At 60.8% G+C, this 23,304-nt stretch carries 14 protein-coding genes and 1 riboswitch; of the genes, 5 read left to right on the top strand and 9 right to left on the bottom strand.

The genetic code is table 11. The features are described 5' to 3' along the window. Positions 1 to 15 precede the first annotated feature (15 nt). From AC6BYQ_RS18100 to AC6BYQ_RS18090, 3 genes are all read left to right on the top strand, one after another. A complete protein-coding gene (locus AC6BYQ_RS18100; RefSeq protein WP_309530690.1) occupies positions 16 to 801 on the top strand; it encodes an ABC transporter permease in 786 nt (261 codons plus the stop codon). A 4-nt stretch (positions 802 to 805) separates the two neighbouring features. Further along, entirely contained in the window at positions 806 to 1,798 is a 993-nt protein-coding gene (locus tag AC6BYQ_RS18095) for an ABC transporter ATP-binding protein (protein WP_033631956.1), read from the top strand. 238 nt (positions 1,799 to 2,036) lie between these two features. Further along, positions 2,037 to 3,686: a Na/Pi cotransporter family protein gene (locus tag AC6BYQ_RS18090; protein ID WP_004936675.1), complete on the top strand. Its 1,650-nt coding sequence runs from the start codon at positions 2,037 to 2,039 to the stop codon at positions 3,684 to 3,686. Positions 3,687 to 3,731: 45 nt separating this feature from the next. On the opposite strand, the gene AC6BYQ_RS18085 is transcribed toward AC6BYQ_RS18090, so the two are convergent. The 5 genes from AC6BYQ_RS18085 to AC6BYQ_RS18065 all read right to left on the bottom strand — a co-directional run bounded on the left by AC6BYQ_RS18085 (position 3,732) and on the right by AC6BYQ_RS18065 (position 15,280). Continuing rightward, a complete protein-coding gene (locus tag AC6BYQ_RS18085) occupies positions 3,732 to 8,573 on the bottom strand; it encodes a hemagglutinin repeat-containing protein (protein ID WP_498057302.1) in 4,842 nt (1,613 codons plus the stop codon). 45 nt (positions 8,574 to 8,618) lie between these two features. Then, positions 8,619 to 10,298, bottom strand: coding sequence for a ShlB/FhaC/HecB family hemolysin secretion/activation protein (locus AC6BYQ_RS18080; protein ID WP_498057301.1), 1,680 nt, complete (start codon positions 10,296 to 10,298; stop codon positions 8,619 to 8,621). 386 nt (positions 10,299 to 10,684) lie between these two features. Beyond that, positions 10,685 to 11,602, bottom strand: coding sequence for a ketopantoate/pantoate/pantothenate transporter PanS (gene panS, locus AC6BYQ_RS18075; protein WP_019453239.1), 918 nt, complete (start codon positions 11,600 to 11,602; stop codon positions 10,685 to 10,687). 146 nt (positions 11,603 to 11,748) lie between these two features. Further along, positions 11,749 to 13,116, bottom strand: a complete 1,368-nt coding sequence (lysC, locus tag AC6BYQ_RS18070) for a lysine-sensitive aspartokinase 3 (protein ID WP_025160141.1) — start codon at positions 13,114 to 13,116, stop codon at positions 11,749 to 11,751. A gap of 108 nt (positions 13,117 to 13,224) precedes the next feature. Then, positions 13,225 to 13,419: riboswitch (Lysine riboswitch) on the bottom strand. 52 nt (positions 13,420 to 13,471) lie between these two features. Continuing rightward, complete coding sequence (locus AC6BYQ_RS18065; protein WP_063918660.1) at positions 13,472 to 15,280, bottom strand: cation:proton antiporter; 1,809 nt, start codon at positions 15,278 to 15,280, stop codon at positions 13,472 to 13,474. A 229-nt stretch (positions 15,281 to 15,509) separates the two neighbouring features. Between AC6BYQ_RS18065 and pgi the strand changes: the two genes are divergently transcribed. Then, entirely contained in the window at positions 15,510 to 17,156 is a 1,647-nt protein-coding gene (gene pgi / locus AC6BYQ_RS18060) for a glucose-6-phosphate isomerase (protein ID WP_025160140.1), read from the top strand. A gap of 61 nt (positions 17,157 to 17,217) precedes the next feature. Here pgi and AC6BYQ_RS18055 read toward each other — a convergent pair whose 3' ends face one another. Further along, positions 17,218 to 18,651: a capsule assembly Wzi family protein gene (locus AC6BYQ_RS18055; RefSeq protein WP_498057300.1), complete on the bottom strand. Its 1,434-nt coding sequence runs from the start codon at positions 18,649 to 18,651 to the stop codon at positions 17,218 to 17,220. Positions 18,652 to 18,876: 225 nt separating this feature from the next. Between AC6BYQ_RS18055 and psiE the strand changes: the two genes are divergently transcribed. Beyond that, on the top strand, positions 18,877 to 19,284 hold the full coding sequence (psiE, locus tag AC6BYQ_RS18050) for a phosphate-starvation-inducible protein PsiE (protein WP_015379238.1): 408 nt from the start codon (positions 18,877 to 18,879) through the stop codon (positions 19,282 to 19,284). A 159-nt stretch (positions 19,285 to 19,443) separates the two neighbouring features. Here psiE and malG read toward each other — a convergent pair whose 3' ends face one another. The 3 genes from malG to malE are packed head-to-tail and all read right to left on the bottom strand — an operon-like array spanning position 19,444 to position 23,174. Continuing rightward, positions 19,444 to 20,334: a maltose ABC transporter permease MalG gene (gene malG, locus AC6BYQ_RS18045; protein ID WP_004936696.1), complete on the bottom strand. Its 891-nt coding sequence runs from the start codon at positions 20,332 to 20,334 to the stop codon at positions 19,444 to 19,446. A gap of 11 nt (positions 20,335 to 20,345) precedes the next feature. After that, positions 20,346 to 21,923 carry a maltose ABC transporter permease MalF gene (gene malF / locus AC6BYQ_RS18040; protein WP_498057299.1) on the bottom strand — a complete coding sequence of 526 codons (1,578 nt, stop codon included), beginning with the start codon at positions 21,921 to 21,923 and terminating at the stop codon, positions 20,346 to 20,348. 57 nt (positions 21,924 to 21,980) lie between these two features. Beyond that, positions 21,981 to 23,174, bottom strand: coding sequence for a maltose/maltodextrin ABC transporter substrate-binding protein MalE (malE, locus tag AC6BYQ_RS18035; protein ID WP_019453233.1), 1,194 nt, complete (start codon positions 23,172 to 23,174; stop codon positions 21,981 to 21,983). Positions 23,175 to 23,304: the final 130 nt, after the last annotated feature.

The following is a 23,304-nucleotide window of genomic DNA, read 5'->3' as shown; positions in this document are numbered from 1 at the left end:
GGCTGGAGAATGCTCATGTCGCGTGTTGAACGCTTGTACCACCGCACGGTGACCGGCCTGCTGCTGTTGATCCTGCTGCTGCCGCTGGCGGCGACGCTGATTTACGCGCTGGCTACCCAGTGGGGCGCCACCATTTTGCCGGACGGTTTTACTCTGAAGTGGCTGACGGCGCTGTGGAGCGACCCGCGTTTTTTGCAGGCGCTGTGGCACTCGCTGCTGATCTGCTTCGGCACGCTGTTGCTGTCGGTGGTGGTGATCCTGCCGGCGATGTTTGTGATCGCTTACTACTTTCCCAAGCTGGACGCGGTGATGAACGTGCTGATTTTGCTGCCGTTCGCCGTGCCGCCGGTGGTGTCGGCGGTGGGGCTGATGCAACTGTTCGCCGCCGATCCGCTGCCGCTGCTCGGCACCCCCTGGATTTTGGTGGGCTGCTATTTCACCATCGCGCTGCCGTTTATCTACCGCGCCATCAGCAACAACATGCAGGCGATCAACCTGCGCGATCTGATGGACGCCGCGCACCTGCTCGGCGCCAGTACCTGGCGGGCGGCGCTGTGGGTGGTGCTGCCAAATTTGCGCAAGGGCGGAATGATCGCCGTGTTGCTGTCGTTCTCGTTCCTGATCGGCGAGTTTGTGTTCGCCAACCTGCTGGTGGGCAGCCAGTATGAAACGCTGCAGGTCTATCTGTTCAATATGCGCAACGGCAGCGGGCATTTCACCAGCGCGCTGGTCATCTCTTATTTCGCCGTGGTGCTGCTCGTCACCTGGCTGGCGAACCTGCTGAATAAAAACAAGGGTTAACCCGATGGCTTATCTCAACGTCACCCGCCTGAACAAACACTATGGCCAGACCCAGGTGTTTCAGGATATCGATTTCACCGCCGAAGAGGGGGAGTTCGTCACCCTGCTCGGGCCAAGCGGCTGCGGCAAGTCGACGCTGTTGCGCTGTCTGGCCGGCCTGACTCCGGTCGACAGCGGGCAAATTTTACTGCAGGGCCAGGATCTGGTGCCGCTAGCGCCGCAAAAGCGCGGCATCGGCATGGTGTTCCAAAGCTATGCACTGTTTCCCAATATGACGGTGGAAGGCAACGTGGCCTTCGGCCTGAAAATGCAGAAGCTGGCGGCCGGGCAGATCGGCCAGCGGGTGCAGGAGGTGCTGGCGCTGGTGGAGCTGAGCGATCTGGCGAAGCGCTATCCGCACCAGCTGTCGGGCGGCCAGTGTCAGCGCGTGGCGCTGGCGCGATCGCTGGTCACGCGCCCGCGTCTGCTGCTGCTCGACGAACCGCTGTCGGCGCTGGATGCACGCATCCGCAAACATCTGCGTGAGCAGATCCGGCGCATTCAGCGCGAGCTGAACCTGACGGCGATCTTCGTCACCCACGATCAGGAAGAGGCGCTGACCCTGTCGGATCGCATCGTCCTGATGAACAAGGGGCAGATCGTACAGAGCGGCGATGCGGAAACCTTGTATACCCAGCCGGCGGACGCCTTCGCCGCCGGTTTTATCGGCAACTATAACCTGCTGAGCGCCGAACAGGCCGGCCGGCTGACCGGGCGCAGCTATGCCGGCAAGGTGGCGATCCGCCCAGAGTCTATCGGCCTGTTGCCGGCCGGACAGGGGATCGGCGGGGTGATCCTTGGTCACAGTTTGCTCGGGAATGTGGTACGCTATCGGATTCAGGTTCGCGAGGTAGAGTTGCTGGTTGACGTGCTCAACCGTTCGGTGGCCGATCTGCGGCCCGACGGCGCGGAAATTGGGCTACACTTGGAACCTGTTGTATTGCGGGAAGTTGCATGACTTCGCAGCGCGGCACCGGGGCTCTCCCACCGCCGCCTTAACCCTTCTCTTCTGCGGTCTGCCCCCGCCCGCTGTCCTGCCAGACCCACGCCCGGCAGGCGGGACCGCGCGCTGTACCCGTCATCTTTAGCCTACCGGCTGCGGCTGGGGCGAACAGCACCGTTCCGCCCATCCACAGCGCCTGACAGGCATCGGGTACCAGCCTCCTTTGGCCGGGCGTTAATGGAGCGTATCTTCCGTGCTGACCCTTCTTCACCTGCTTTCGTCCGTGGCGCTATTGGTGTGGGGAACCCACATCGTGCGCACCGGGATCATGCGGGTTTATGGCGCCAATCTGCGGCGCGTTTTGAGCGACAGCGTTGAGAAAAAACCGTTGGCGTTCGTTTCCGGCATCGGCGTGACCGCGCTGGTGCAAAGCAGCAACGCCACGGCGCTGCTGGTGACCTCTTTCGTCGCGCAAGGGCTGGTGGGGCTGGCGCCTGCGCTGGTGATCATGCTCGGCGCCGACGTCGGCACCGCGCTGATGGCGCGCGTGTTGACCTTCGATCTGTCCTGGCTGTCGCCGCTGCTGATCCTGGTTGGGGTATTCCTGTTCCTCAGCCGCAAGCAGATGAGGATCGGCCAGATCGGGCGCGTCTTGATCGGTCTGGGGCTGATCGTGCTGGCGCTCGAGCTGATCGTGGCCGCCGCCACGCCGATCACCCAGGCGGCCGGGGTGAAAGTGTTGTTCTCGTCGCTGACCGGCGACGTGATGCTCGACGCCCTGACCGGCGCGCTGTTCGCCATCGTCAGCTATTCCAGCCTGGCGGCGGTGTTGCTGACCGCCACCCTGACCGCCACCGGCGTGATTTCGCTGAAGGTGGCGCTCTGTCTGGTGATCGGCGCCAACCTCGGCAGCGGCCTGCTGGCGATGATCAACGCCAGCGGCCAGAACGCCGCCGGGCGGCGCGTGGCGCTCGGCAGCCTGCTGTTCAAGCTGGTGGGCTGCATACTGGTGTTGCCGTTCGTCTCCTATCTGGCGGATGTGATGGCTCAGCTGCCAGGTGGCAGCGAAGAGCTGGTGATCTATTTCCACGTGTTCTACAACCTGATCCGTTGTTTGGTGATGATCCCGTTGGCCGGGCCGATGGCGACGCTGTGCGAACGGCTGATCGTCGACGTGGCGGCCGACGACCCGCGCATGCGGCCGCGTCATCTGGACGCCAGCGCACTGGATACGCCGACGCTGGCGCTGGCCAACGCGGCGCGCGAAACGCTGCGCATGGGCGACGTGGTGGAACACATGATGATCCTGCAGCGCGAAGTGCTGCACGGTAAGCAAGGCGTGGATAAAGAGGTGCGGCGACTCGACGATGACGTCGACGTGCTGTACACCGCCATCAAGCTGTATCTGGCGCAGATCCAGAAGGAAGATCTGGGCGAGGAAGATTCGCGTCGTTGGGCGGAGATCATCGAAATGGCGCTCAACCTGGAACAGGCGGGCGACATCATCGAGCGCATGGCCGGCGACGTGGGCGCCAAATCGCACGCCGCGCGCCGCGCCTTCTCGGCGGAAGGGTTGGCGGAACTGGACGGGCTGCACGAACGGCTGATCGGCAACCTGCGTCTGGGGCTGTCGGTGTTCCTGTCCGGCGACGTCACCAGTGCCAAACGCCTGCGTCGTTCCAAGCACCGCTTCCGCATTCTGGATCGCCGCTACGCGCATGCGCACGTCGATCGCCTGCATCAGCAAAACGTGCAGAGCATCGAGACCAGTTCGCTGCATTTGGGATTGTTGGGAGACATGAAGCGCCTGAACTCGCTGTTTTGCGCCGTGGCCTACAACGTGTTGGATCAGGATGCGAAAGACGACGATCGCGACTGGGAAGACACCCCAAGCACGCTGTAAAAAAAACGCCCCCGGTTTTCCGGGGGCGTTGCGTAGGGGAGTGCGTTATTTGCCGCTGAATACGCCGGCTTTGGCGTCCGCCTGCTGAGTTGAGGCATGGCCGCTGGCGAACGGCACGTTGCCGTCGACGCTTTGCTTCGCCGCGCCGCCTAACAGTCCACCTACCGTGGCCGCCGCATCGACGCGGCCGCCGCCCTGATAACGCTGGCCGCTGACGTCCTGCTGGCTGACCTGGCTACCGCCCAGTTCCACCTTGCCCTGCTGGCTGCGGATTTCGCCGCCGGTCAGTTGGGTTTGGCCGCCGACCTGCAGCGCCACGCCGTGCTTACCGGCAATCGCCGATTGCTCACCGACCGCATTGTTGTTCACCACGTCGGCATTGACCTTGAGCTGCCCCTGGCGACCCGCCGGCCCGGTGATGCTGTCTTTCACCGCGCCGCCGACGGTGCGTGCGCCGCGATCCCACAGTGGGCCCTGCGGTTTTTCGCCGGCCAGCGTTTCCGGCAGCGTGACTTTGCCGTCAGCCTTGCTGAAGCTGACTGCACCGGTGGTATCCTGCTGCGGATCGAGGCGACGCGCTACGCTGTTGTACTTGTCGGTGGTGGCGTCGGCCACTTTGTTCACCCCGGCTTCCAGTTTCTCTTTCACTTTACCGGCGTAGCGCGGCGTGCCGACCTTCGACAGCTTGGAGGTGATGCTGCTGCCCGGATCGTTGCTGTGGCTCAGACCGGCATCCACATCCACCTTCACGCCTGTCTCGACGTCTTTGCGGCTTTCAACGCGCAGATCGCCGCCCACCTTGCCCTGTACGCTGTCGGCGTCGACGCGTGCGCCGGCAAGGCGGGTGTCTTTGCCGCTGTTGAGCGCCACGTCGCCTGCGGTGATGCCGGTGTTGGCGTGGGTGGTTTTATCCTGCTGCTCCACGCCGACTTTCAGACCGGCGCCCAGCGTGTGGGTATCTTTGCCGGTGTTCGGATCGACCTTGCCGCCGGCGTCCTTGTTGAAGGTTTGGCCGCCTCTGGCGTTGGCTTTGATGCCCAGATTCCAGTTGTCCTTATGCTGCTCGTTCTTGGCGGATTCCAGCAGGATGCCGCCGTTTTTCGCTTCGAGCGCGGCGCTGCCGCCGCTGACTTTGGCCCCCTGCAGATGCAGCGCGTCATCGCCTTTGCCGTTGGCGGACAGGGTGACCTTGCCGTCTGAGGCGATAGTGGCACCCTGGCGCTCGGTCGCGGACTCATTGACCTTGGCGATGTCGAAGGCGCCGCCGGCGGAGAGGCTGCCGCCGGTTTTTTCCTTGCTGTCGCTGCTGCCGGCGCCCAGATCGATATTGCCGGACAGTTTGCTTTCCTTACGCGTTTGGGTCGATTCCGCCGTCTGCAGCGCGACCTTGTTGCCCGCGTTCAGGCTGACGTCGCCCTGGCTCTTGACGTTGGTGCCCTGCAGCGTCAGATCGCGGCCCGCTTTCAGCTCCACGCCCTGGCCGCTGACGTTGCCGACCTGCGCCGTGCTGCTGCTGCTTTCACCGTTGTTGGTGCCGCCGCCGAAACCGGCGCCGAAGTTTTTGCTGTCGGCGGTGAAGCCGCCTTTGGCGGACGCTTTGACGTTAAAGCCGCTGTGGTTCTCGCTCTGTTTGTCGCTGGCCTGATCGAAGCGGATATCGCCGCCGGCGTTGACGGCGGTTTTACCGCTGCCGCCGTTCAGCGCGGTACCCTGATAGACCGCGTCTTTTTTCACGTTGACGTTGATGCCGTTGGCCGCGTCGATCGAGCCGGTCACCGCCTGGCTGGCGCTGCTGTTGCTGCGCTGGGTGCCGCCTTCGCCCTTGGCGTCCACGGTCAGATCGCTGCCGGTGGTGGTGTAGACGCGCACGCCGGCGCTGCCGCGGGTGTCGCGGCTCTGCTCGTCCTGACGGTTTGCCGCGGCTTCGCTGCGGTGGCTATCCGCCGTCAGGTTGACCGCGCCTTTGCTCGCCTGGTACTGCGTGCCCTGATCGCGCACTTCGCCTTTGGCATTGATGTCGATGCTGCCGGCTTTCACCGAGCTGACCACCGCCTGCGAGCTGCTGCTGTGTTTTTCGCTGCTGCCGCCCTGTGCGCCGATATCGAGGCCGACGTTAGGCGCGCCGATGCCGCCGATATCATTGATGACGCCGGTGGCGTCCAGCTTGGCCGCTTTGCCGACCGCACGCTCGACCGGACGCGTGACGGCGCTGTAATCGACGTTGGCGCCGATATTCACGCCGACGTCGGTCTTGTGGGTGGTGCTGCTGTTGCTGTTGGTGGTCGCCAGGTGATCGACACCGGCGGCGTTCTCTTGATAGGTGCCGCCGACGCTGTGCTGCGCGCCTTGCTGGGTCAGCTTGTCGCGGGCGTTGATCGTCAGGTTGCCTTTGACGTCGCTGCCGGACGTGACCGCCTTGCTGCTTTGCGTCTGGGTTTTGCTGTTCTCGTAGCCGGCTTCCACGCCGCTGCCGAGTTTGTCGATGCCGCCGGTGTAATAGAAACCGCCGCCGATCTTGGTTTGCTCGGTGTTTGAGGCCGTTTTGTCGTCGGCCGCCAGGAACGAAACCTTGTTGCCGCTGACGCTGGCGTCGCCTTTGTCGGCCACCAATTGAGAACCGCTGAAGGTCACGTCCTTCTCCGCCTTGAGCTTCACGCTGCCGCCGCTGAGGCCTGAGGCGCTGTTCTCGGTGCGGGTGGTTTTCTCGCTGTCGCTGGTGTGCTCGATGCGCAAACCGGCACGGTACTGCTTGTCACCGGCTTCTTTGGCGTAGCCGTTAACGGTGAGCGCGGTCTTCTGCTCGTCGATTTTCTGCTGCCGCTCGGCGGCCTTGACGTTGATGTTGCCGGCCTTCGACTCGACGCTCAGCTCACCGCCGCTGGCGACCTGGCTGCCGATCACGTCAGCATCCTTGCGGCTGACCAGCGTCAGGTTGGTGTCGGATTTCAGCTCGCTGGCGGTGCTGCTCTGGTAGCTGTTGTCGGCCTTGTGCGAACTGCTGGTGATGTTGAAGGCGGTGCCGGTGCGCGCGTCGATTTTGTCCACGGTGGTGCTCAGCGCGTTGTCGATGCGCAGGCCGCCGTGGGTGGTGGTGACTTCGCCGCCTGTCTGGCCGCGCGCCTTGCTGCCGGTAATGGTGACGCCTTGCTGGCCGTTCAGGCGCAGGGTGCCGCCGCTGGTCAATTCGGAGGCGTGGCTGATCTCGCGGCGATTGCTGTTGTTTTTGTTGTCGCCGCCGCCGATGCCGCCCCAGGAGGTTTTGTCATCGCGCACCGCTTTGGCGTTGGCGGTTTTCTGCACCCCGATCTGAATCTGGTCTTTCGCGTCGATAGTCAGATCGTTGTTGGCATGCAGCCTGGCGCCCTGGGTCGCAACGTTACGGCCAGCTTCCAGCGTCAGTTTACCCTTGTCCTGGCCCTTACCCTCGCTGCGCAGTTCGCTGGCCTTCAGGCTTTCGCTTTCGTCGCTGCTGCTCCATCTGCCGGTGCGCAGGCTGGAGGTGTGGTTGCGCTGGTAGCCGCGCTCGCTGGATTTATCCTTCTCCACCAGCCCGGCAAGGTGTACGTCGCGCGCCGCTTTGACGCTCAGCGCGCGGTCGGCGCTGACATTGGCGCCCAGCAGCTTCACGTCTTCCTGGGTGCTGATGAGTTTGGCGCTGCCGCTGGCGGCGACGGTGCTGCCCGCCTGCTGCAGCTGCTCGCGTTCGCGGGTAACGTCGTATTGCCAGGAGTAGAACCAGCGATCGTCGGTATGGCCTTGCGTCTGCTTCAACTGCTGGCCGTCGAGCGTCAGTTTGCCGCCCTGCAGCGTAATGTCTTCGCCGCGGATATCGGTGGCGGTGAGGTGCGCATGATTATCCGCCACCAGGCTGATGTTCTTGCCTTTCAGCTCGGTGCGGGTCAGCTTCTGGCTGCTGCTGCGATCGTTGACGTAGATGCCGCCACGGTAATTTTGATAGTTATCGCCGCCGTTTTTGTTGCTGCTGGCGTCGTCGACGCGGCTTTCGCTGCGGATATCATAGGCTTTCACCTTGAGTTCATCGCCGGCGTTCAACGAGCCGGCCAACTTCACGCCGCTGCCCTGCGCGGTGTTGATGATGTTGATGCGCCCGGCCTGCATGCTGCCGAGGTAGTAGCTGTCCAACGCGGTCGGCATCTGTTGGCTGGCCTGCACCGTGCCGTCGCGCGCTACCCGGTTAAGACCGCTGATGGCGTTGATCGTCGCCGAGGTCACCTTACCATCCGAATGCTTGAAATCTTGTACGATCACTTCGCCGCGGCTGTCGATCTTCGGTGCGATCAGATCCAGTACGCCGCCGGCGTTCAGGGTGCCATTGAGGCTCAGGGTGTTGCGGTTGCCGAAGGTGCTGTAGCCCTGCAGCACGCCGTTTTCCACCAGCGGGTTGCCGACCACCAGTGAGGAGTGGCTGGTATTGATGAACCCGCAGCCCTGACAGCTGATGCCGTTCGGGTTGGCCAGCACGTAGTCGGCCGCCATGCCGAAGATCTCTTGCTGGCCATGCAGCAGCGACGGGTTACGGCCGATCACCTCGTTGAGGATCACGCTGGCTTCATGCCCGCCCAGATTGGGGTTGGCGCCCAGTTGGCCGGCCAGCTGCGACAGTCCCGCCTCGCGGGAGTTGTTCAGCACCGCGCCGGGCTGGTTGACGTTGAAGTCCTGATATTGGTTGTGCGACAGCCCGTTGCCGTTCGGCGCGACGATATCGACCACCTGCGCGCCGGTGGCAGCGGTGGAGACGCCGGGGCCGTTGGCGCCGTTGGCCGCAACGATCTCTGCGGCGTAGGCGCCGGTGGAAGCGGCGAGAATAATCGCCAGCGCGGCGGCCAGTTTGCCTGCCGCCGAAAGTCTGAAGTTATTATTTTTCATCCATGTATCTCCGTATGTTGCCGTGGGGTCCTGCAAAACTGTTGATTAAAAGGTGTAAGAAAAGCGGGCCAACACCTGAACGGGATCTTCCGGCGTGGCGTGGTTAGACAAAATCCAGCCGCGGCTGACTTCGAGATCGACCAGCACTCGCTGATAACGCAATGTGGCGCCGGTGCTTATACCGGCGCTGCTGCGCCAGCCTGAGTTGTCCTGACGTGGCAGAATGCGGCCGACGTCGGCGCCGAGGCGCGGCGTCAGCGTGGTGGCGCCCAGATTGAAATTGCGAGACAGCGTATTTTGCAGATACCAGCCGTTGTCGCCGGACTGGGTGCTGCGGCTGAAGCCGCGTACGGCGCTGCGATCGGTGAGGCTCAGCCACTCCACGCCGGGCAGCGGGTCACGGCTGTATTGACCGTAGAACAGGTTGTTGAGCTGATAGGTGGCGTCGCCCAGCCTGAGGCGCTGGCTGAGGTTGGCGAACAGCTTGCCCTTGGTGAACTGGCTGTCGAGGTGCACCGAACTCGGGTGGCGGCCGGCCCCCAGCCACGGCATCCCCTGCTCGACGCTGAGGTTGGCGCTGAACACGCCATTGGGCAGAATTTGCAGGTGGCTGGCGCTCAGTTCGGCCAGGGTCAGCGTTGGGCTGCTGACCTCAAGGCGCACGCTTTCGAAGTAGTTGTCGATGCGCTTATAGGTCAGCTGGCCGCTCAGGCTGTCTATCTGATCGTGATCGCGATAAAACACGTAGTCGCTGCGCAGCCCGTACTGTTGGGTCTGGCCGTGCAGTTTGACCACGTTGTGCTGCAGCTGCTGGTGGTTCTCATAGGACGAGAAGCTGGCGAACCCGCTAAAGGTGAAGGCGCCGTACGGCAGCGAGTAGAGCAGGGTATAGGCGCGACTGTAGCGGTGAGCCGGGTTTTCCAGCGTGCTGTTGGCGTTCAGGCTGACGAAGTCCGACAGGCCGAACGGGCTGTCCAGCGTGGCGGTGGCGCGCGCCAGCCACTGGCCGGTACTTTTCTGGCCGTAATTATCCGTACCGGCGGTAATCAACCAGGGTTTGGCGTGTTGATTGCGTAAACGAATTACCGAGCCGCCGACCTGGCGGCCGGGTAATATATCCAGCTTGGTGGTATTCGATTGCAAACGATTGGCCTGATCCAATCCCTGGTCGAGTTCGGTTAATTTCAACGGCTTGCCTTCCAGGCCCGGAAATAATAACCGGCTATTGACCCAGCGATCGCCGCCTTCTATTTTTTCGATAAATCCTTCCGTCACGCTTAGCCCCAATTCCCCCTGTGAATTAGGGCGAACAATTTGCACGCGCGCGGTGATATACCCTTTTTGCACATAAAGACGCGTTAATTCGCGGGTCAGGCGATTGATATCGTTACTGCTGATGCAGTTTTCCGGCAGCGCGCTCAGCGCAGATAAATCGCCCGGCGAGAGCAGGGTAATGCCCTGCAGATAAACGCCGGCGATCGGCAGGCACTGCGCGGACTGCGGCAGTGCGGGCGCGGCCGGTTCCGGCTCCGCCAGCAAGCGCTGCTGCTTCAGCTGCTGGTAGCGGCGCTGCTCGATCAAATGATTGACTTCACGCGTGCTGTCTTGCAACGCGCGCCGTGATTCCCCCATCGACATGTCCATCATCATATGGGAGTCCGGCAAGGTTTCGGCGGAAAGGGCCGTGCTGACCAGCAGTGTCAATGCGGTGATTTTTTTTATCATTGTAATCCATTCTGAGAGGCCGCCGGGGCAGCCAGCCCAATCCATGAGGTTAACCACGGGCGGCCGACGGCCGGCCCGAAATAATGAGCGACATGCACATTGCGAGGTATCTTGATTTGCCGCAGCAAATAAGACGGTGGGTATAGATCTAAATAATAATTAGGCTGCTTCTTTTTTGGCGGGCAACCCTGGTGACTTAATTAATTAAAAAAAGTAGAACGTCTCTTCCTGTTACCAACATTATCGGCATGGATAGGAAGAATCTGAATTTTTATTTTCCACGGATGATAGGGGATGAGGCGAATTATGACAATCCGACCAGTGGCAAATACGAAATTTCGCAGAGCAGAGTGGGGACGCAAATGTTTGCGTCCCCCACAGGCGGTTTATTTTTTCTTGATAGGGCGGCCGGACCAATAGCCCGCCAGCAGCGAACCGGAGAGATTGTGCCATACCGAGAACAGCGCGCCCGGCAGCGCGGCCAGCGGTGAGAAGTAAATTTTACCCAGCGTAGCCGCCAGCCCGGAGTTCTGCATTCCGACTTCGATCGCCAGCGTGCGGCAGGTGGACTCATCGAAACCGAACAGTTTACCGCCCCAGTAGCCGCTCAGCAGACCGATGCCGTTGTGCAGGATCACCGCGATGATAACGACCAGGCCGACCGAGGCGATGTGGCTTTGACTGCCCGCCACCACCGCGCTGATGATCGCCAGGATGCATACCATAGACAGCGCCGGCAGCAGCGGCTCGATGCGCTTCACCACCTTGGTCAGGGTATGGTGGACGATCAGGCCCAGGCCGATCGGGATCACCACGATCTGCAGGATGCTCAGCAGCATGCCCATGATATCGACGCTGATCTCGGCGTCGACGTACAGACGGGTCAACAGCGGCGTGGCGAACACGCCCACCAGCGTTGAGACCGCCGAAATGGTCACCGACAGCGCCACGTCGCCCTTGGCCAAATAGATCATCACGTTGGAGGCGGTGCCGCTGGCCACGCTGCCCACCAGCACCATGCCGGCGGACAGATCCGGCGGCATGCGGAACAGCATCGCCAGGATCCAGGCCGCCAGCGGCATGATCAGATAGTGCAGGAAGATGCCGGCTGCCACCGGACCGGGGCGCGCCAGCACCCGTTTAAAGTCATCCAGCCGCAGCGTGACGCCCATGGCGAACATGATCAGCATCAGCAACGGGCTGACGTAGGGGCCGATGCCGGTAAAGGTGGTCGGCGTGTAATAAGCGGCGACGGACAGCAGTATCGCCCACAGGGGGAATAAGCGCGTGAATAGTGCCAGCATGCAGGTTTTCCTTAGCCAGATTGAGAACGGTGGGTGTGGTTGTGTTTTTTATTGCGGGTTCAACATGCTGAACCCCTGCAGGTTTTGAACGGATTTTTTTAGACGCAGGGGCGCAGCGTGCTGCGCCCGCAATCAGGGGTAATGACTTATTCGAACAGGTTGTGGTGCAGGGCGCGCACCACCTGCTCGGCTTCTTCGCCCGGTACCAGGAAGCACAGGTTATAGCTGCTGGCGCCGTAGCAGATCATGCGGATATTGAACGGATCGAGCACGCCGAACACCTCTTTGCCGACGCCACAGGCCCGCGACAGCTGGTTGCCGATGATCGCCACCAGCGCCAGGTTCTCTTCCACCTCCACCCGACACAGCGACGACAGCTCGGTCAGCAGCGAAGTCGTCAGCAGACTGGCGCCGGCGGAGGTGGAGCCGGTGGTGTCCATGGTCAGCGCGATGCTGACTTCCGAGGTGGTGATCAGATCGACGGAGATATTGTGGCGCGCCAGAATGTTGAACACCTCGGCCAGGAAACCGCGTGCGTGCAGCATGTTCAGGCTGTGCAGCGTCAGCAGCGTTTGCTTGCGGCGCAACGCCAGCGCGCGGAACAGCGGCGGATTCTCGGTGGTGTTGCACACCAGCGTGCCGCCGGCCGCCGGATCCTTGCTGGAGCCGACGAACACCGGAATGTCGCTGCGCACCGCCGGCAGCAGGGTGGCCGGATGCAGCACTTTGGCACCGAAGGTGGCCATTTCCGCCGCCTCTTCGAAACCGATTTTGTCGATGCGCTTGGCCGCCGGCACCACGCGCGGATCGGTGGTGTAGATGCCCGGCACGTCGGTCCAGATATCCACCCGGCTGACGCCGAGGGCTTCGCCGAGCAGCGCGGCGGTATAGTCGCTGCCGCCGCGGCCGAGCGTGGTGGTGCGGCCTTTCGGCTCGCTGCCGATAAAGCCCTGGGTGACCACCAGCGCTTCCTGCAGGCGCGGCAGCAATTGCGCCTGAGCCAGTTCGCTGAGCGCGGCGCTGTCCGGCACGGCGCGGCCGAAGTGATCGTCGGTGCGCATCACTTTACGCACGTCGAACCATTCGGCCTGCACGTTGCGGGCGCGCAGGATTTCAACGAACAGCAGGGTGGACATCAGCTCCCCATGGCTGACCAGCTCATCGGTCAACGCCGTCGAGGTGGCCAGCGACGCGGCCTCCGACAGCATGGCGATGTTTTCCAGCAGGCGGTCGATCTCGTCGCGGATCACCGCCGGCGCCGTGAGGCGATCGAGGATGGCGTACTGGATGCGGCGAATTTCATCAAGCTGGTAGTTGCGCTTGTCGGCCTCGCAACCCTCGGCCAGGGCGACCAACAGGTTGGTGACGCCCGCCGAAGCGGACAACACCACCAGGCGCACCTGTGGGTTGGCCAGCACGACGTCGGCGCTGCGGTTCATGGCTTCAAAGTCGGCGACGCTGGTGCCGCCGAACTTGGCCACCACGGTGGAATTCTGGGGTACTGCTTGGTTCATGTAGAAACCTCGTGTCAGGGATGCCCGTTTGGGGGCACTGTAATTCCATAGCCTTGGCACAAGGGGAGAGCGGTAAACAGGGGGCAGGCGTAGAGGTCAGGCTACGATACACCCAGAAGCGCCCCACCTTGTCGATCGCCCTGCGGGCGATCCCCTGGTGACAACCCAGGGGATTCAGCCCCTGTAGTCGATACGATAATGGCCGGCCATTACCCTACCTCGGCGTCGCTCCCCCTCGGGTGCCGTCAACGGAGAAACGGCTCCTCTGACACTCTACCTGGGCGACGCGCCTCTTCTGGCTTGCGCACCGGGTGCGCAAGTAGGCTGTTAGGAATAGCCGGTTATCGCCATTCTGTCAACGTACAGACGTTGAGGGATTTTCATCTTGTACCAGCGCGATAAGCGTACAGGGCATCGCGGGCGTGGAACCGGCGCCAATCGGTTGCAGAGAACCGTCTTCCTTTTGGCTGAATAACGGAATAACGCCCTGATGTTTCTCCAAATACTCCAGCCAACCGAAATTTTCGTTCAATTTGGTCGCCTTGATGGTGGCGCCTCTGGCGAGCAGGCTGCTCAGGCGGCCGTAGGTGGCTTCTTGATTAAATAAAATTTCATGTCGGCGGAAACGCGAACTTTCCGCGCTGGCGCCGCGTCCTTTCAACGGCGCCCCCGAACGGATGGCGAACACATGATCCTCGCCGAAGAGGTGACCGAAGTGATAAACCGCCAGCGCGTTTTGGTGGCGATTCGGCGACAGCGCCAGCACCTGGGCGATATTGCTCAGATCGAGATAGTTCTCGGCGTGTTCGGAGTAGGCGTGGCCATAGTAGGCCGGAATGCCTTCCATGCGCGCCTGACGGTAATATTCCCAGCTGCTGTCGGTGACGATCACCGGCACGTTCAGCTTGATCAGCGCCTGCGCCAGCATGCGCGCCACGCTGTTGGCGCCGACGATCAGCACGCCGCGCGGTTTCTGCTGTTGCACGCGCAGCCAGCGCGCCATCATGCCGCTGGTCAGGCTTTGCAGCACCACGGTGCCGATGATGATGGCGAACACTACGGTCACCAGCCGGTCGGCGCCTTGATAACCGCTGCGCTGCAGCGTCAGCGCGAACAGCGAGCTGACCGCCGCGGCGACGATGCCGCGCGGGGCTATCCAGCACAGCAGCAGCCTATCTCGCCAGTGCAGGGAAGAGCGCCAGGTCGACACCGCGATGCACAGCGGCCGGGCGATGAACTGCACCGCCAGCAGCAGCAAAAGCAGCGGCCACCCCATGTTCCACAGCGCCTGGATGTCGAGCCGCGCCGCCAGAATGATGAACAGCGCCGAGATCAGGATCGCCGACAGCTCCTCTTTGAACGCCAGAATATCGCTGGTGTCCACGTCGCGCATGTTGGCCAGCCAGATGCCCATCACCGTGACGGTCAACAGGCCGGACTCGTCGGCGATGGCGTTGGACACGCCGAAGGCGGTCAGCATAATAGCCAGCACCGCCAGGTTCTGCAGGTAGCGCGGCAGCCAGACGCGACGCAGCGCCAGGCCTAGCAGGTAGCCGAACAGCGCGCCGGCGATAAGCCCGACGGCGGCGGTCACGCCCAGCGTCCAAAACAGGTGGGTATAGGATTCGGCATTCTGCTTCAGCACGATGAACTCGAACACCAGCAGGGTGAAGATGGCACCGACCGGATCGATGACGATCCCTTCCCAGCGCAGAACCTGGTTAATGTTGGCGTTCGGCCGCACCACGCGCATCAGTGGGGCGATCACCGTCGGCCCGGTTACCACCGTCACCGCGCCGATCAGCGCCGCCAGCTCCGGCGGGAAATCCAGCAGCCACCAGCTGGCGAGGCTGATGACCAGAAAGGTGACCAGCATGCCGACGGTGACCAGGTTGCGCACCACGCCGCCGAGGCCGCGTATCTCCTCGAAACGCAGCGTCAGCGCCCCCTCGAACAGGATGATTGCCACCGACAGCGACACCAGCGGAAACAGCAGATCGCCGAACAGCAGATCCGGCTGCACCAGATGCACCGTTGGGCCGAGCACGATACCGAACAGCAACAGCGGCAAAATGGCCGGCAGGCGCAGCAACCAGGCCAGCCACTGCGCCAGCAGCGACGCCAGACCGATAAGCACCAACATGAGCGGGGCGGATAATTCCATAAGCGAGATCCCTTTCAAATGACCAAATGAGCAACGATGACACAGCCTGATGACAATTCGGCAACCCCGATAACAGGCCGTTAGCCAAAAGTATAGAGTGAAAGCTGAAACGAGGCGGCAATGTGTTGACAGTTAGCGCCTATCGCAAGAAAAGAGATCATAATCACAGTCGAACAGGCTACAATCGGACAAACGCGTCATTTTTATTCTCAAGCCTAAGAGTGTTGCTATGAAAAATATCAATCCTAGTCAAACCGCTGCTTGGCAAGCCCTGCAGCAACATTATGCACAGATGAAAGACGTACGGATCGCCGACCTGTTCGCCCAGGACAGCGATCGTTTCTCCAGGTTCTCCGCGACCTTCAACGACCAAATGTTGGTGGACTATTCCAAGAACCGTATCACGCAGGAAACCCTGGAGAAGCTGCAGGCGCTGGCGAAAGAAACCGATCTGCAAGGCGCCATCAAATCGATGTTTGCCGGTGAGAAAATCAACCGCACCGAAGATCGCGCGGTGCTGCACATTGCCCTGCGCAACCGCAGCAACAGCCCGATCCTGGTCGACGGCAAAGACGTGATGCCGGAAGTGAACGCGGTATTGGCCAAGATCAAACAGTTCTGCGCGCGCGTCATCGGCGGCGAGTGGAAAGGCTACACCGGCAAGCCGATCACCGACGTGGTGAACATCGGCATCGGCGGTTCGGATCTCGGCCCTTACATGGTGACCGAAGCGCTGCGCCCGTATAAAAACCACCTGAACATGCACTTCGTCTCCAACGTTGACGGCACCCACATCGCCGAAACGCTGCAGCCGCTGAACCCGGAAACCACGCTGTTCCTGGTGGCCTCCAAAACCTTCACCACCCAGGAAACCATGACCAACGCCCACAGCGCGCGCGACTGGTTCCTGAGCAGCGCCGTCGATCAACAGCACGTGGCCAAGCACTTCGCCGCGCTGTCTACCAACGGCAAAGCGGTGGCTGAGTTCGGCATCGATACCGATAACATGTTCGAGTTCTGGGACTGGGTCGGTGGCCGTTACTCCCTGTGGTCGGCGATCGGTCTGTCGATCGCGCTGTCCATCGGTTATGACAACTTCGAGCAGCTGCTGAGCGGCGCGCACGCCATGGATAAGCACTTCGCCGAGACGCCGGCGGAGAAAAACCTGCCGGTGCTGCTGGCGCTGATCGGCATCTGGTACAACAACTTCTTCGGTGCCGAAACCGAAGCCATTCTGCCGTACGATCAGTACATGCACCGTTTTGCCGCTTACTTCCAGCAGGGCAACATGGAGTCCAACGGCAAGTACGTCGATCGCAACGGCAACCCGGTGGATTACCAGACCGGCCCTATCATCTGGGGCGAGCCGGGCACCAACGGCCAGCACGCGTTCTACCAGCTGATCCACCAGGGCACCAAGCTGGTGCCGTGCGATTTCATCGCGCCGGCCATCAGCCACAACCCGCTGGGTGATCATCACGCCAAACTGCTGTCCAACTTCTTCGCGCAGACCGAAGCGCTGGCGTTCGGCAAATCGCTGGAGGTGGTGGAAGCCGAGTTCGCGGCGCAGGGTAAAACCCCTGAACAGGTCAAGCATGTGGCGCCGTTCAAAGTGTTTGAAGGCAACCGCCCGACCAACTCGATCCTGCTGCGCGAAATCACGCCGTTCAGCCTGGGCAGCCTGATCGCGCTGTACGAGCACAAGATCTTCACCCAGGGCGCGATCCTGAACATCTTCACCTTCGATCAGTGGGGCGTGGAGTTGGGCAAACAGCTGGCTAACCGTATCCTGCCTGAACTGGCGGGCAGCGAGAAAATCAGCAGCCACGACAGCTCGACCAATGCGCTGATCAACCGCTTCAAGGAATGGCGTTAATCGCCTGAGTTGAAGCCAATAAAAAACCCGCCGCGGCGGGTTTTTTTACGTCTGCAGAAAATTACAGGTTGATCGGCACTTCGAAGCTGACGCCCGCGCCCACGTCATCGGCGGTGCTGTGATCGTTGTCGGTGTACCACAGGCTGGTGTCGAACTTAACCTGCGACGGGAAGGTGTAACCCCAGCCGACCTGAATGCCCTTCAGCGTATCGGATTTCGGGAATGCCTTGTTATAGTTCTGATTGCTTGGGTTCACTTTGGCGTATACCAGACGAGTGCTCCAGCGCTGGCTGTCATCCAGAACCAGTTCGACGCGGCCGGACAGCATCTGGCCGTCGCCGCCCATCGCATGGCCCAACGGATAGCCCTGCTGATAGTAGCCGCCGCGATAGACATAGTGTTGGTAGATCACATCTTTGGTGCTGAATTCCGAACGTGTGTCGGCTCCTTCAATATACCAGTTGATGGTGGTTGGGCCCCACTCCGGGTGGCCTTCCAGCCCCAGCAAATAGGCGTTATGCGAAGGCAACATACCGGCTTCATCTTCACCGATGGCCTGACCGTATAAACTGACCGGTATCCCGAGCAAAGGTTGCAGCTTCAGCTTAAAGTCGAAACCGCCCAGTTGGTTGCTCGGATCGTTTTTAGGATCGCCGGTGTTATCGTTGCCGGTTACACCATCCCAGAAAGAGCGCCACGACTGCGGACGGCCCTCACCACCCCACATCATGATGCGTGAAGCGCCAAGCTCGACGAAGTCGGTCGGCATCATGGTAAAACGGCCGCCGATCAGTTTGGTGTGCGGTACGGAACTGTACTGTGACAGCTGGCCGGCGGTCAGCTGGTATTGCCAGCGGCCGATCCACGACAGCCACGGGGTTTCAAATGGCGATTGATCGGCGCGCTGCAGCATAAAGCCCGCCACCGGGCGTGCGGCATCGGAACGGATCAGGCTGCCGTCGTAGCCAGGGCCCCACCACTGGGAAACTTCGCCGAAGGAGAGCCACTGGTTCCAGATTTTCACCGCGCCGTAGGAGCCGTTCATATTGAATTTGGAGCCGTCGCTGACGCGCTGATCGCCTTCCACCGAGCCCTGCAGACGTACGTCCCAGAACTCGCCGTTGGCGCCGGCGCCGATGGTCAGGCGATCGTCGGCGTACTCATTTTGGCCGAAGCCCTGCGGGGTACCGGGCTTATCCGTCGAAGCGTAACCGCTGACGCGGATGTTGGCTTTCAAGGCATCGACACGGCGCTGCACGCGATCGATGACGTTTTTCTCGGTATTGGTGACCGGCTTGGCCTGCGCGATAACGGAACTGATCTCTTCCTGACTCAGCGGCCAGGTGGACAGGCTGACGTTGATGACGCCACGGTCAGACAGCCAGGCGAGATCGTTACGCAGATCGTTGTCAGGGGTTACCAGGCCGGCGGCGTGGCCGGACAATGCACAGGTAAACAGGCCTGCAGCGACCAGTCCGTTAAGTTTAGCGCGCATAAAGAATTCCCTTGTTAATTCGAGGTTATTGGTTTTATGTAAAGATCTCTGTGACCCATGATAGTTGACATTTCGATTTGCTACAAATCTATAAGCCAGAAACATCTTATTATAACTTTATGAATTAAATGGGGTTTAAAGTGCTTTCGCACGGGGCATGATTTTTAAGACAATGCCTATATTGGCACGGTTGAATCATATTAGCGGTATTCAGAGAGAGGTTTTATGGCAAAAACGTCGCGTTCGATCATGATAGCGAAAGGGCTGCAGCGGGTGCTGAACGTAGGCTTGCTGCTGCTGGCGGCAATTCTGGTGGTGTTTCTGGTCAAGGAGACCATTCACCTGGCGAAGGTACTCTTTATCAATAGCGAAGAGTCTTCTTCATACCTGTTGATTGAAGGCATCGTGATTTATTTCTTGTACTTTGAATTTATCGCCTTGATCGTCAAGTATTTTGAGTCGGGTTATCATTTCCCGCTGCGCTATTTTATTTATATCGGCATTACCGCGATTATTCGTTTGATTATCGTGGATCACAAGAATCCCATCGATACCCTGATCTACGCCGCGGCGATATTGGTGCTGGTGGTGACGCTCTATCTGGCCAACACCGATCGGCTGAAACGGGAATAGCGGAGATAAAAATGGCGGCCAATGGCCGCCAAAGACACAGGATATAATTACCCGTCGTCTTTCAAGCTACAGCGTTGTTGACTGCACTCGCTAGCTGTAACTTGAAATCCATAGGGTAAAAGATAAGGAAAGACATCCAACGCACTGCAGTGGCACACATTACCCCTTCACGCCGCCGGCCGTCAGGCCGCCCACCAGCCAGCGCTGCGCCAGCAGGAACACGGCGGTAATCGGTATCGCCGACAGCACCGCAGCAGCGGCGAAGTCGCCCCACAGGTAGTTCTGCGGGTTGAGATATTGCTGCATCCCCACCGCCAGCGTGTAGCTGTTCACATCGCGCAGCAGCAGCGACGCCACCGGCACCTCGGTGATGGCGGCGATAAACGACAGAATGAACACCACCGCCAGAATCGGCACCGACAGCGGCAACAGCACCAGACGGAACGCCTGCCACGGCGTGGCGCCGTCCAGCGCCGCCGCCTCTTCCAGCGAGTTATCGATGGTTTCGAAATAGCCCTTGATGGTCCAGACGTGCAGCGCGATGCCGCCCATGTAGGCGAAGATCACCCCGCCGTGGGTGTTCAGACCGATAAACGGAATGTACTGTCCCAGGCGATCGAACAGGGCGTACAGCGCCACCAGCGACAGCACCGCCGGGAACATCTGGAAGATCAGCATGCTTTTCAGCAAGGTGCTCTTGCCGCGAAAGCGCATGCGGGCGAAGGCGTAGGCGCAGGTGGTGGACAGCGTCACGATGCCGATCGCGGTGATCGCCGCGATCTTGATGGAGTTCCACAGCCACAGCAGCACCGGGAACGGCGGCGGCGTCACGCTGCCGTCGGCGTGGGTGACGCTGAAGCCGAGCGCCAGCCGCCAGTGATCCCAGGAGAGGGTTTCCGGTATCAGGCTGCCGGTGGCGAAGTTGCCTGAACGCAGCGAGATGGCCACCACCATCAGCAGCGGGAACATGATCAGGGCGATAAAGCACAGCATCAAAATATGGGTGATCCACAGCCGCAGGCGCTGGGATTTGGGTTGAACCATGGCCATCGTTATTCTCCCTAATCGAAGTTCATCTTGCTGGCTTTCAAATTCAGGATCGCCAGCGCGCCTACCAACAGGAAGATCAGCGTGGCGATGGCGGCCGCCAGGCCGAAGTCTTGCCCGCCGCCGCCTTCGAAGGCGATGCGGTAGGTGTAGCTGACCAGCAGATCGGTATAGCCGGCCGGCGTGGTGGTGCCGATCATGTCCGGGCCGCCGTTGGTCAGCAGCTGGATCAGCACGAAGTTGTTAAAGTTGAAGGCGAAGCTGGCGATCATCAGCGGCGTCAGCGGTTTGATCAGCAGCGGGAAGGTGATACGGAAGAAGTTCTGCCACGGGTTGGCGCCGTCCATCGCCGAGGCCTCGTACAGATCGTCCGGGATCGCCTTCAGCAGCCCCATGCACAGGATCATCATGTACGGGTAGCCGAGCCAGGTGTTGACGATCAGGATCATGCTCTTGGCGGTGAGCGGATCGCTGAACCAGGCCGGTTTGATGCCGAACAGATGGCTGAGCATCATGTTGATCTCGCCGAAGCTCTGGTTGAACAAGCCTTTGAAGATCAGGATCGAGATGAACGACGGCACCGCATAGGGCAGGATCAGCAGCACGCGATATATCGCCTTGCCTTTCAGCGCCTCCCACTGCACCACGCAGGCCAACACCATGCCGACCGCTACGGTAAGGATCACCGTCATCACCGAGAACACGATGGTCCAGATGAAGATCGACACGAACGGTTTTTTGATGCCCTCGTCCTGCAGCACCCGCAGGAAGTTTTTCCAGCCGGTGGTGACGGTATAGCCTGGGCTCAGGGTTTCTTGCGCCCAGCCGCCGTCGGCATTGATCGCCTGATAGAAGCCGATGTCGCCGTTCGGCCGATAGCGCACCTGGGTCTGGTTATTGGTCAGCGTGCTGCCGTCTTTGTCCAGCGCATACAGCGGGCGGGTGCCGGAGAATTGGCGAAGAGAGCTCATGCGCAATTCACCGCCGTCGGGCAGTTGCGCCACCAGCTGGCTCAGCGCCTGTCGGTTCTGGGTGATCACCCGCAGCGTGGCGCGCTCGCCCTGCGGCGCGGTGCTCTGGGTGGTCAATGCCAGGGTTTGCGGTGCAGCGGCGTCGAGGCGGAAAGGCTCGGAAATCAACGGCTGTTCACTGTCCGGCGAGGTTAACTGCAGGCGCCATTGCTGATTTTCCGCCGGGTAGAGGCCGAAGGTGAAGGTTTTGCCGCTCTGGAACTGGCGCTGCATCAGCACCGATTGCGCGCGCTCAAAGGTCAGCTGGTTGGTGCTGCTGTAGTTGGTAAAGGCGATGGCGATGGTGCAGATCAGCGGGAACAGGACGAACAGTCCCATGCCGGCGACGCCGGGATACACATAGCGCCAGGCGTAGGCACGGCGGTTGGCGAAGACGTAAAGTCCGGCGCTGACCAGGATCAGCGTCAGGATAGCGAACAGGTATTCACCCTGTGCATACATCAACACAATCAGGTAGCAGGTCACCAGGCTGAACAGGCCGACCACCAGCCATTTCAGCGCGTCGCTTTGCCACCACTTCGATTTTTTACGCGCAGGCGTCCCGGCGTGAGCGAATTGCATAGGGCGTTCCTTTCTGTGAAGCAATGGCGGGGCACCGTGGCGCCCCGCACGACGTCATTACTTGGTGATACGGGTCTGCACGTCGTCCAGCGCGGCTTTCACCGTCTGACGGCCGCTGACGGCGTTGATCACCGCGCTGCGTTCGGCGTACCAGAAGGCGCTCATCTGCGGGATGTTCGGCATGATTTCCCCGTTTTGCGAGTTCTGCATGGTGGCGGCGATCTTCGGATCTTTAGCCAGCGCCTCCTGATAAGACTTCAGCGCCACCGCGCCCAGCGGCTTGTCTTTGTTGACGTCCGCCAGCCCTTCGTTGGTCAGCAGGTAGTTTTCGAGGAACTCGGTCGCCAGCTCCTTATTCGGGCTGGCGGCGTTGATACCGGCGGTCAACACGCCGACGAACGGTTTGGACGGTTTGCCTTTGAAGGTCGGCAGCAGCGTCACGCCGTAGTTGATTTTGCTCTGCTCGATGTTGTTCCAGGCCCACGGACCGTTGATGGTCATCGCCGTCTGGCCTTTGTTGAACGCAGCTTCGGCGATCGAGTAATCGGTATCGGCGTTGATGTGTTTGTTTTTCACCAGATCGACGATGAACTGCAGACCGGCCTGCGAACCGGCGTTGGCGACGCCGACATCCTTGATGTTGTATTTGCCGTTTTCATACTTGAAGGCATAACCGCCGTCGGCGGCGATGATAGGCCAGGTGAAATAGGGCTCCTGCAGGTTCCACATGATGGCGCTTTTGCCGCTGGCGCGCAGCTGTTTGTCCAGCGCCGGGATCTCTTCCCAGGTCTTCGGCGGCTGTTTGACCAGGTCTTTGTTGTAAATCAGCGACAGCGCCTCGACGGCTATCGGATAGCCGATCAGCTTGCCGTCGTAACGCACGGCGTCCCAGGTGAACGGAAACAGCTTGTCCTGGAAGGCTTTGGACGGGTGGATTTCGGCCAGCAGGCCGGACTGCGCATAGCCGCCAAAGCGATCGTGGGCCCAGAAGATGATGTCCGGGCCGTCGCCGGTGGCGGCCACCTGCGGGTATTTTTCTTCCAGCTTGTCCGGATGCTCGACGGTGACCTTGATGCCGGTGTCTTTTTCGAATTTCTTGCCGACTTCGGCCAGGCCGTTATAGCCCTTGTCGCCGTTGATCCAGATAACCAGTTTGCCTTCCTCAATCTTGGCGAAGGCGGAAGAAGAGAGCACCAGGGTGGCCAGTGCCGAGAGCGCCAGCGTGCGGGCGAGGGTAATGCTGCGAGTCATAATCCAGTCCTTCTTTTTGTGGGCACATAAATCAAGGAGAGACGTTTCGCGATCATAGTGGGTCACAACGCGACATATTCTCATCCTCCCCCCCTCTACGCCCCTGAGATGAGGAGTGTGATCCAGTTAA

It is taken from the genome of Serratia sp. LTN-2 (assembly GCF_059740205.1).
The sequence above is the reverse complement of the archived record's forward strand: the minus strand, read 5'-3'. Positions and strand labels throughout refer to the sequence as shown.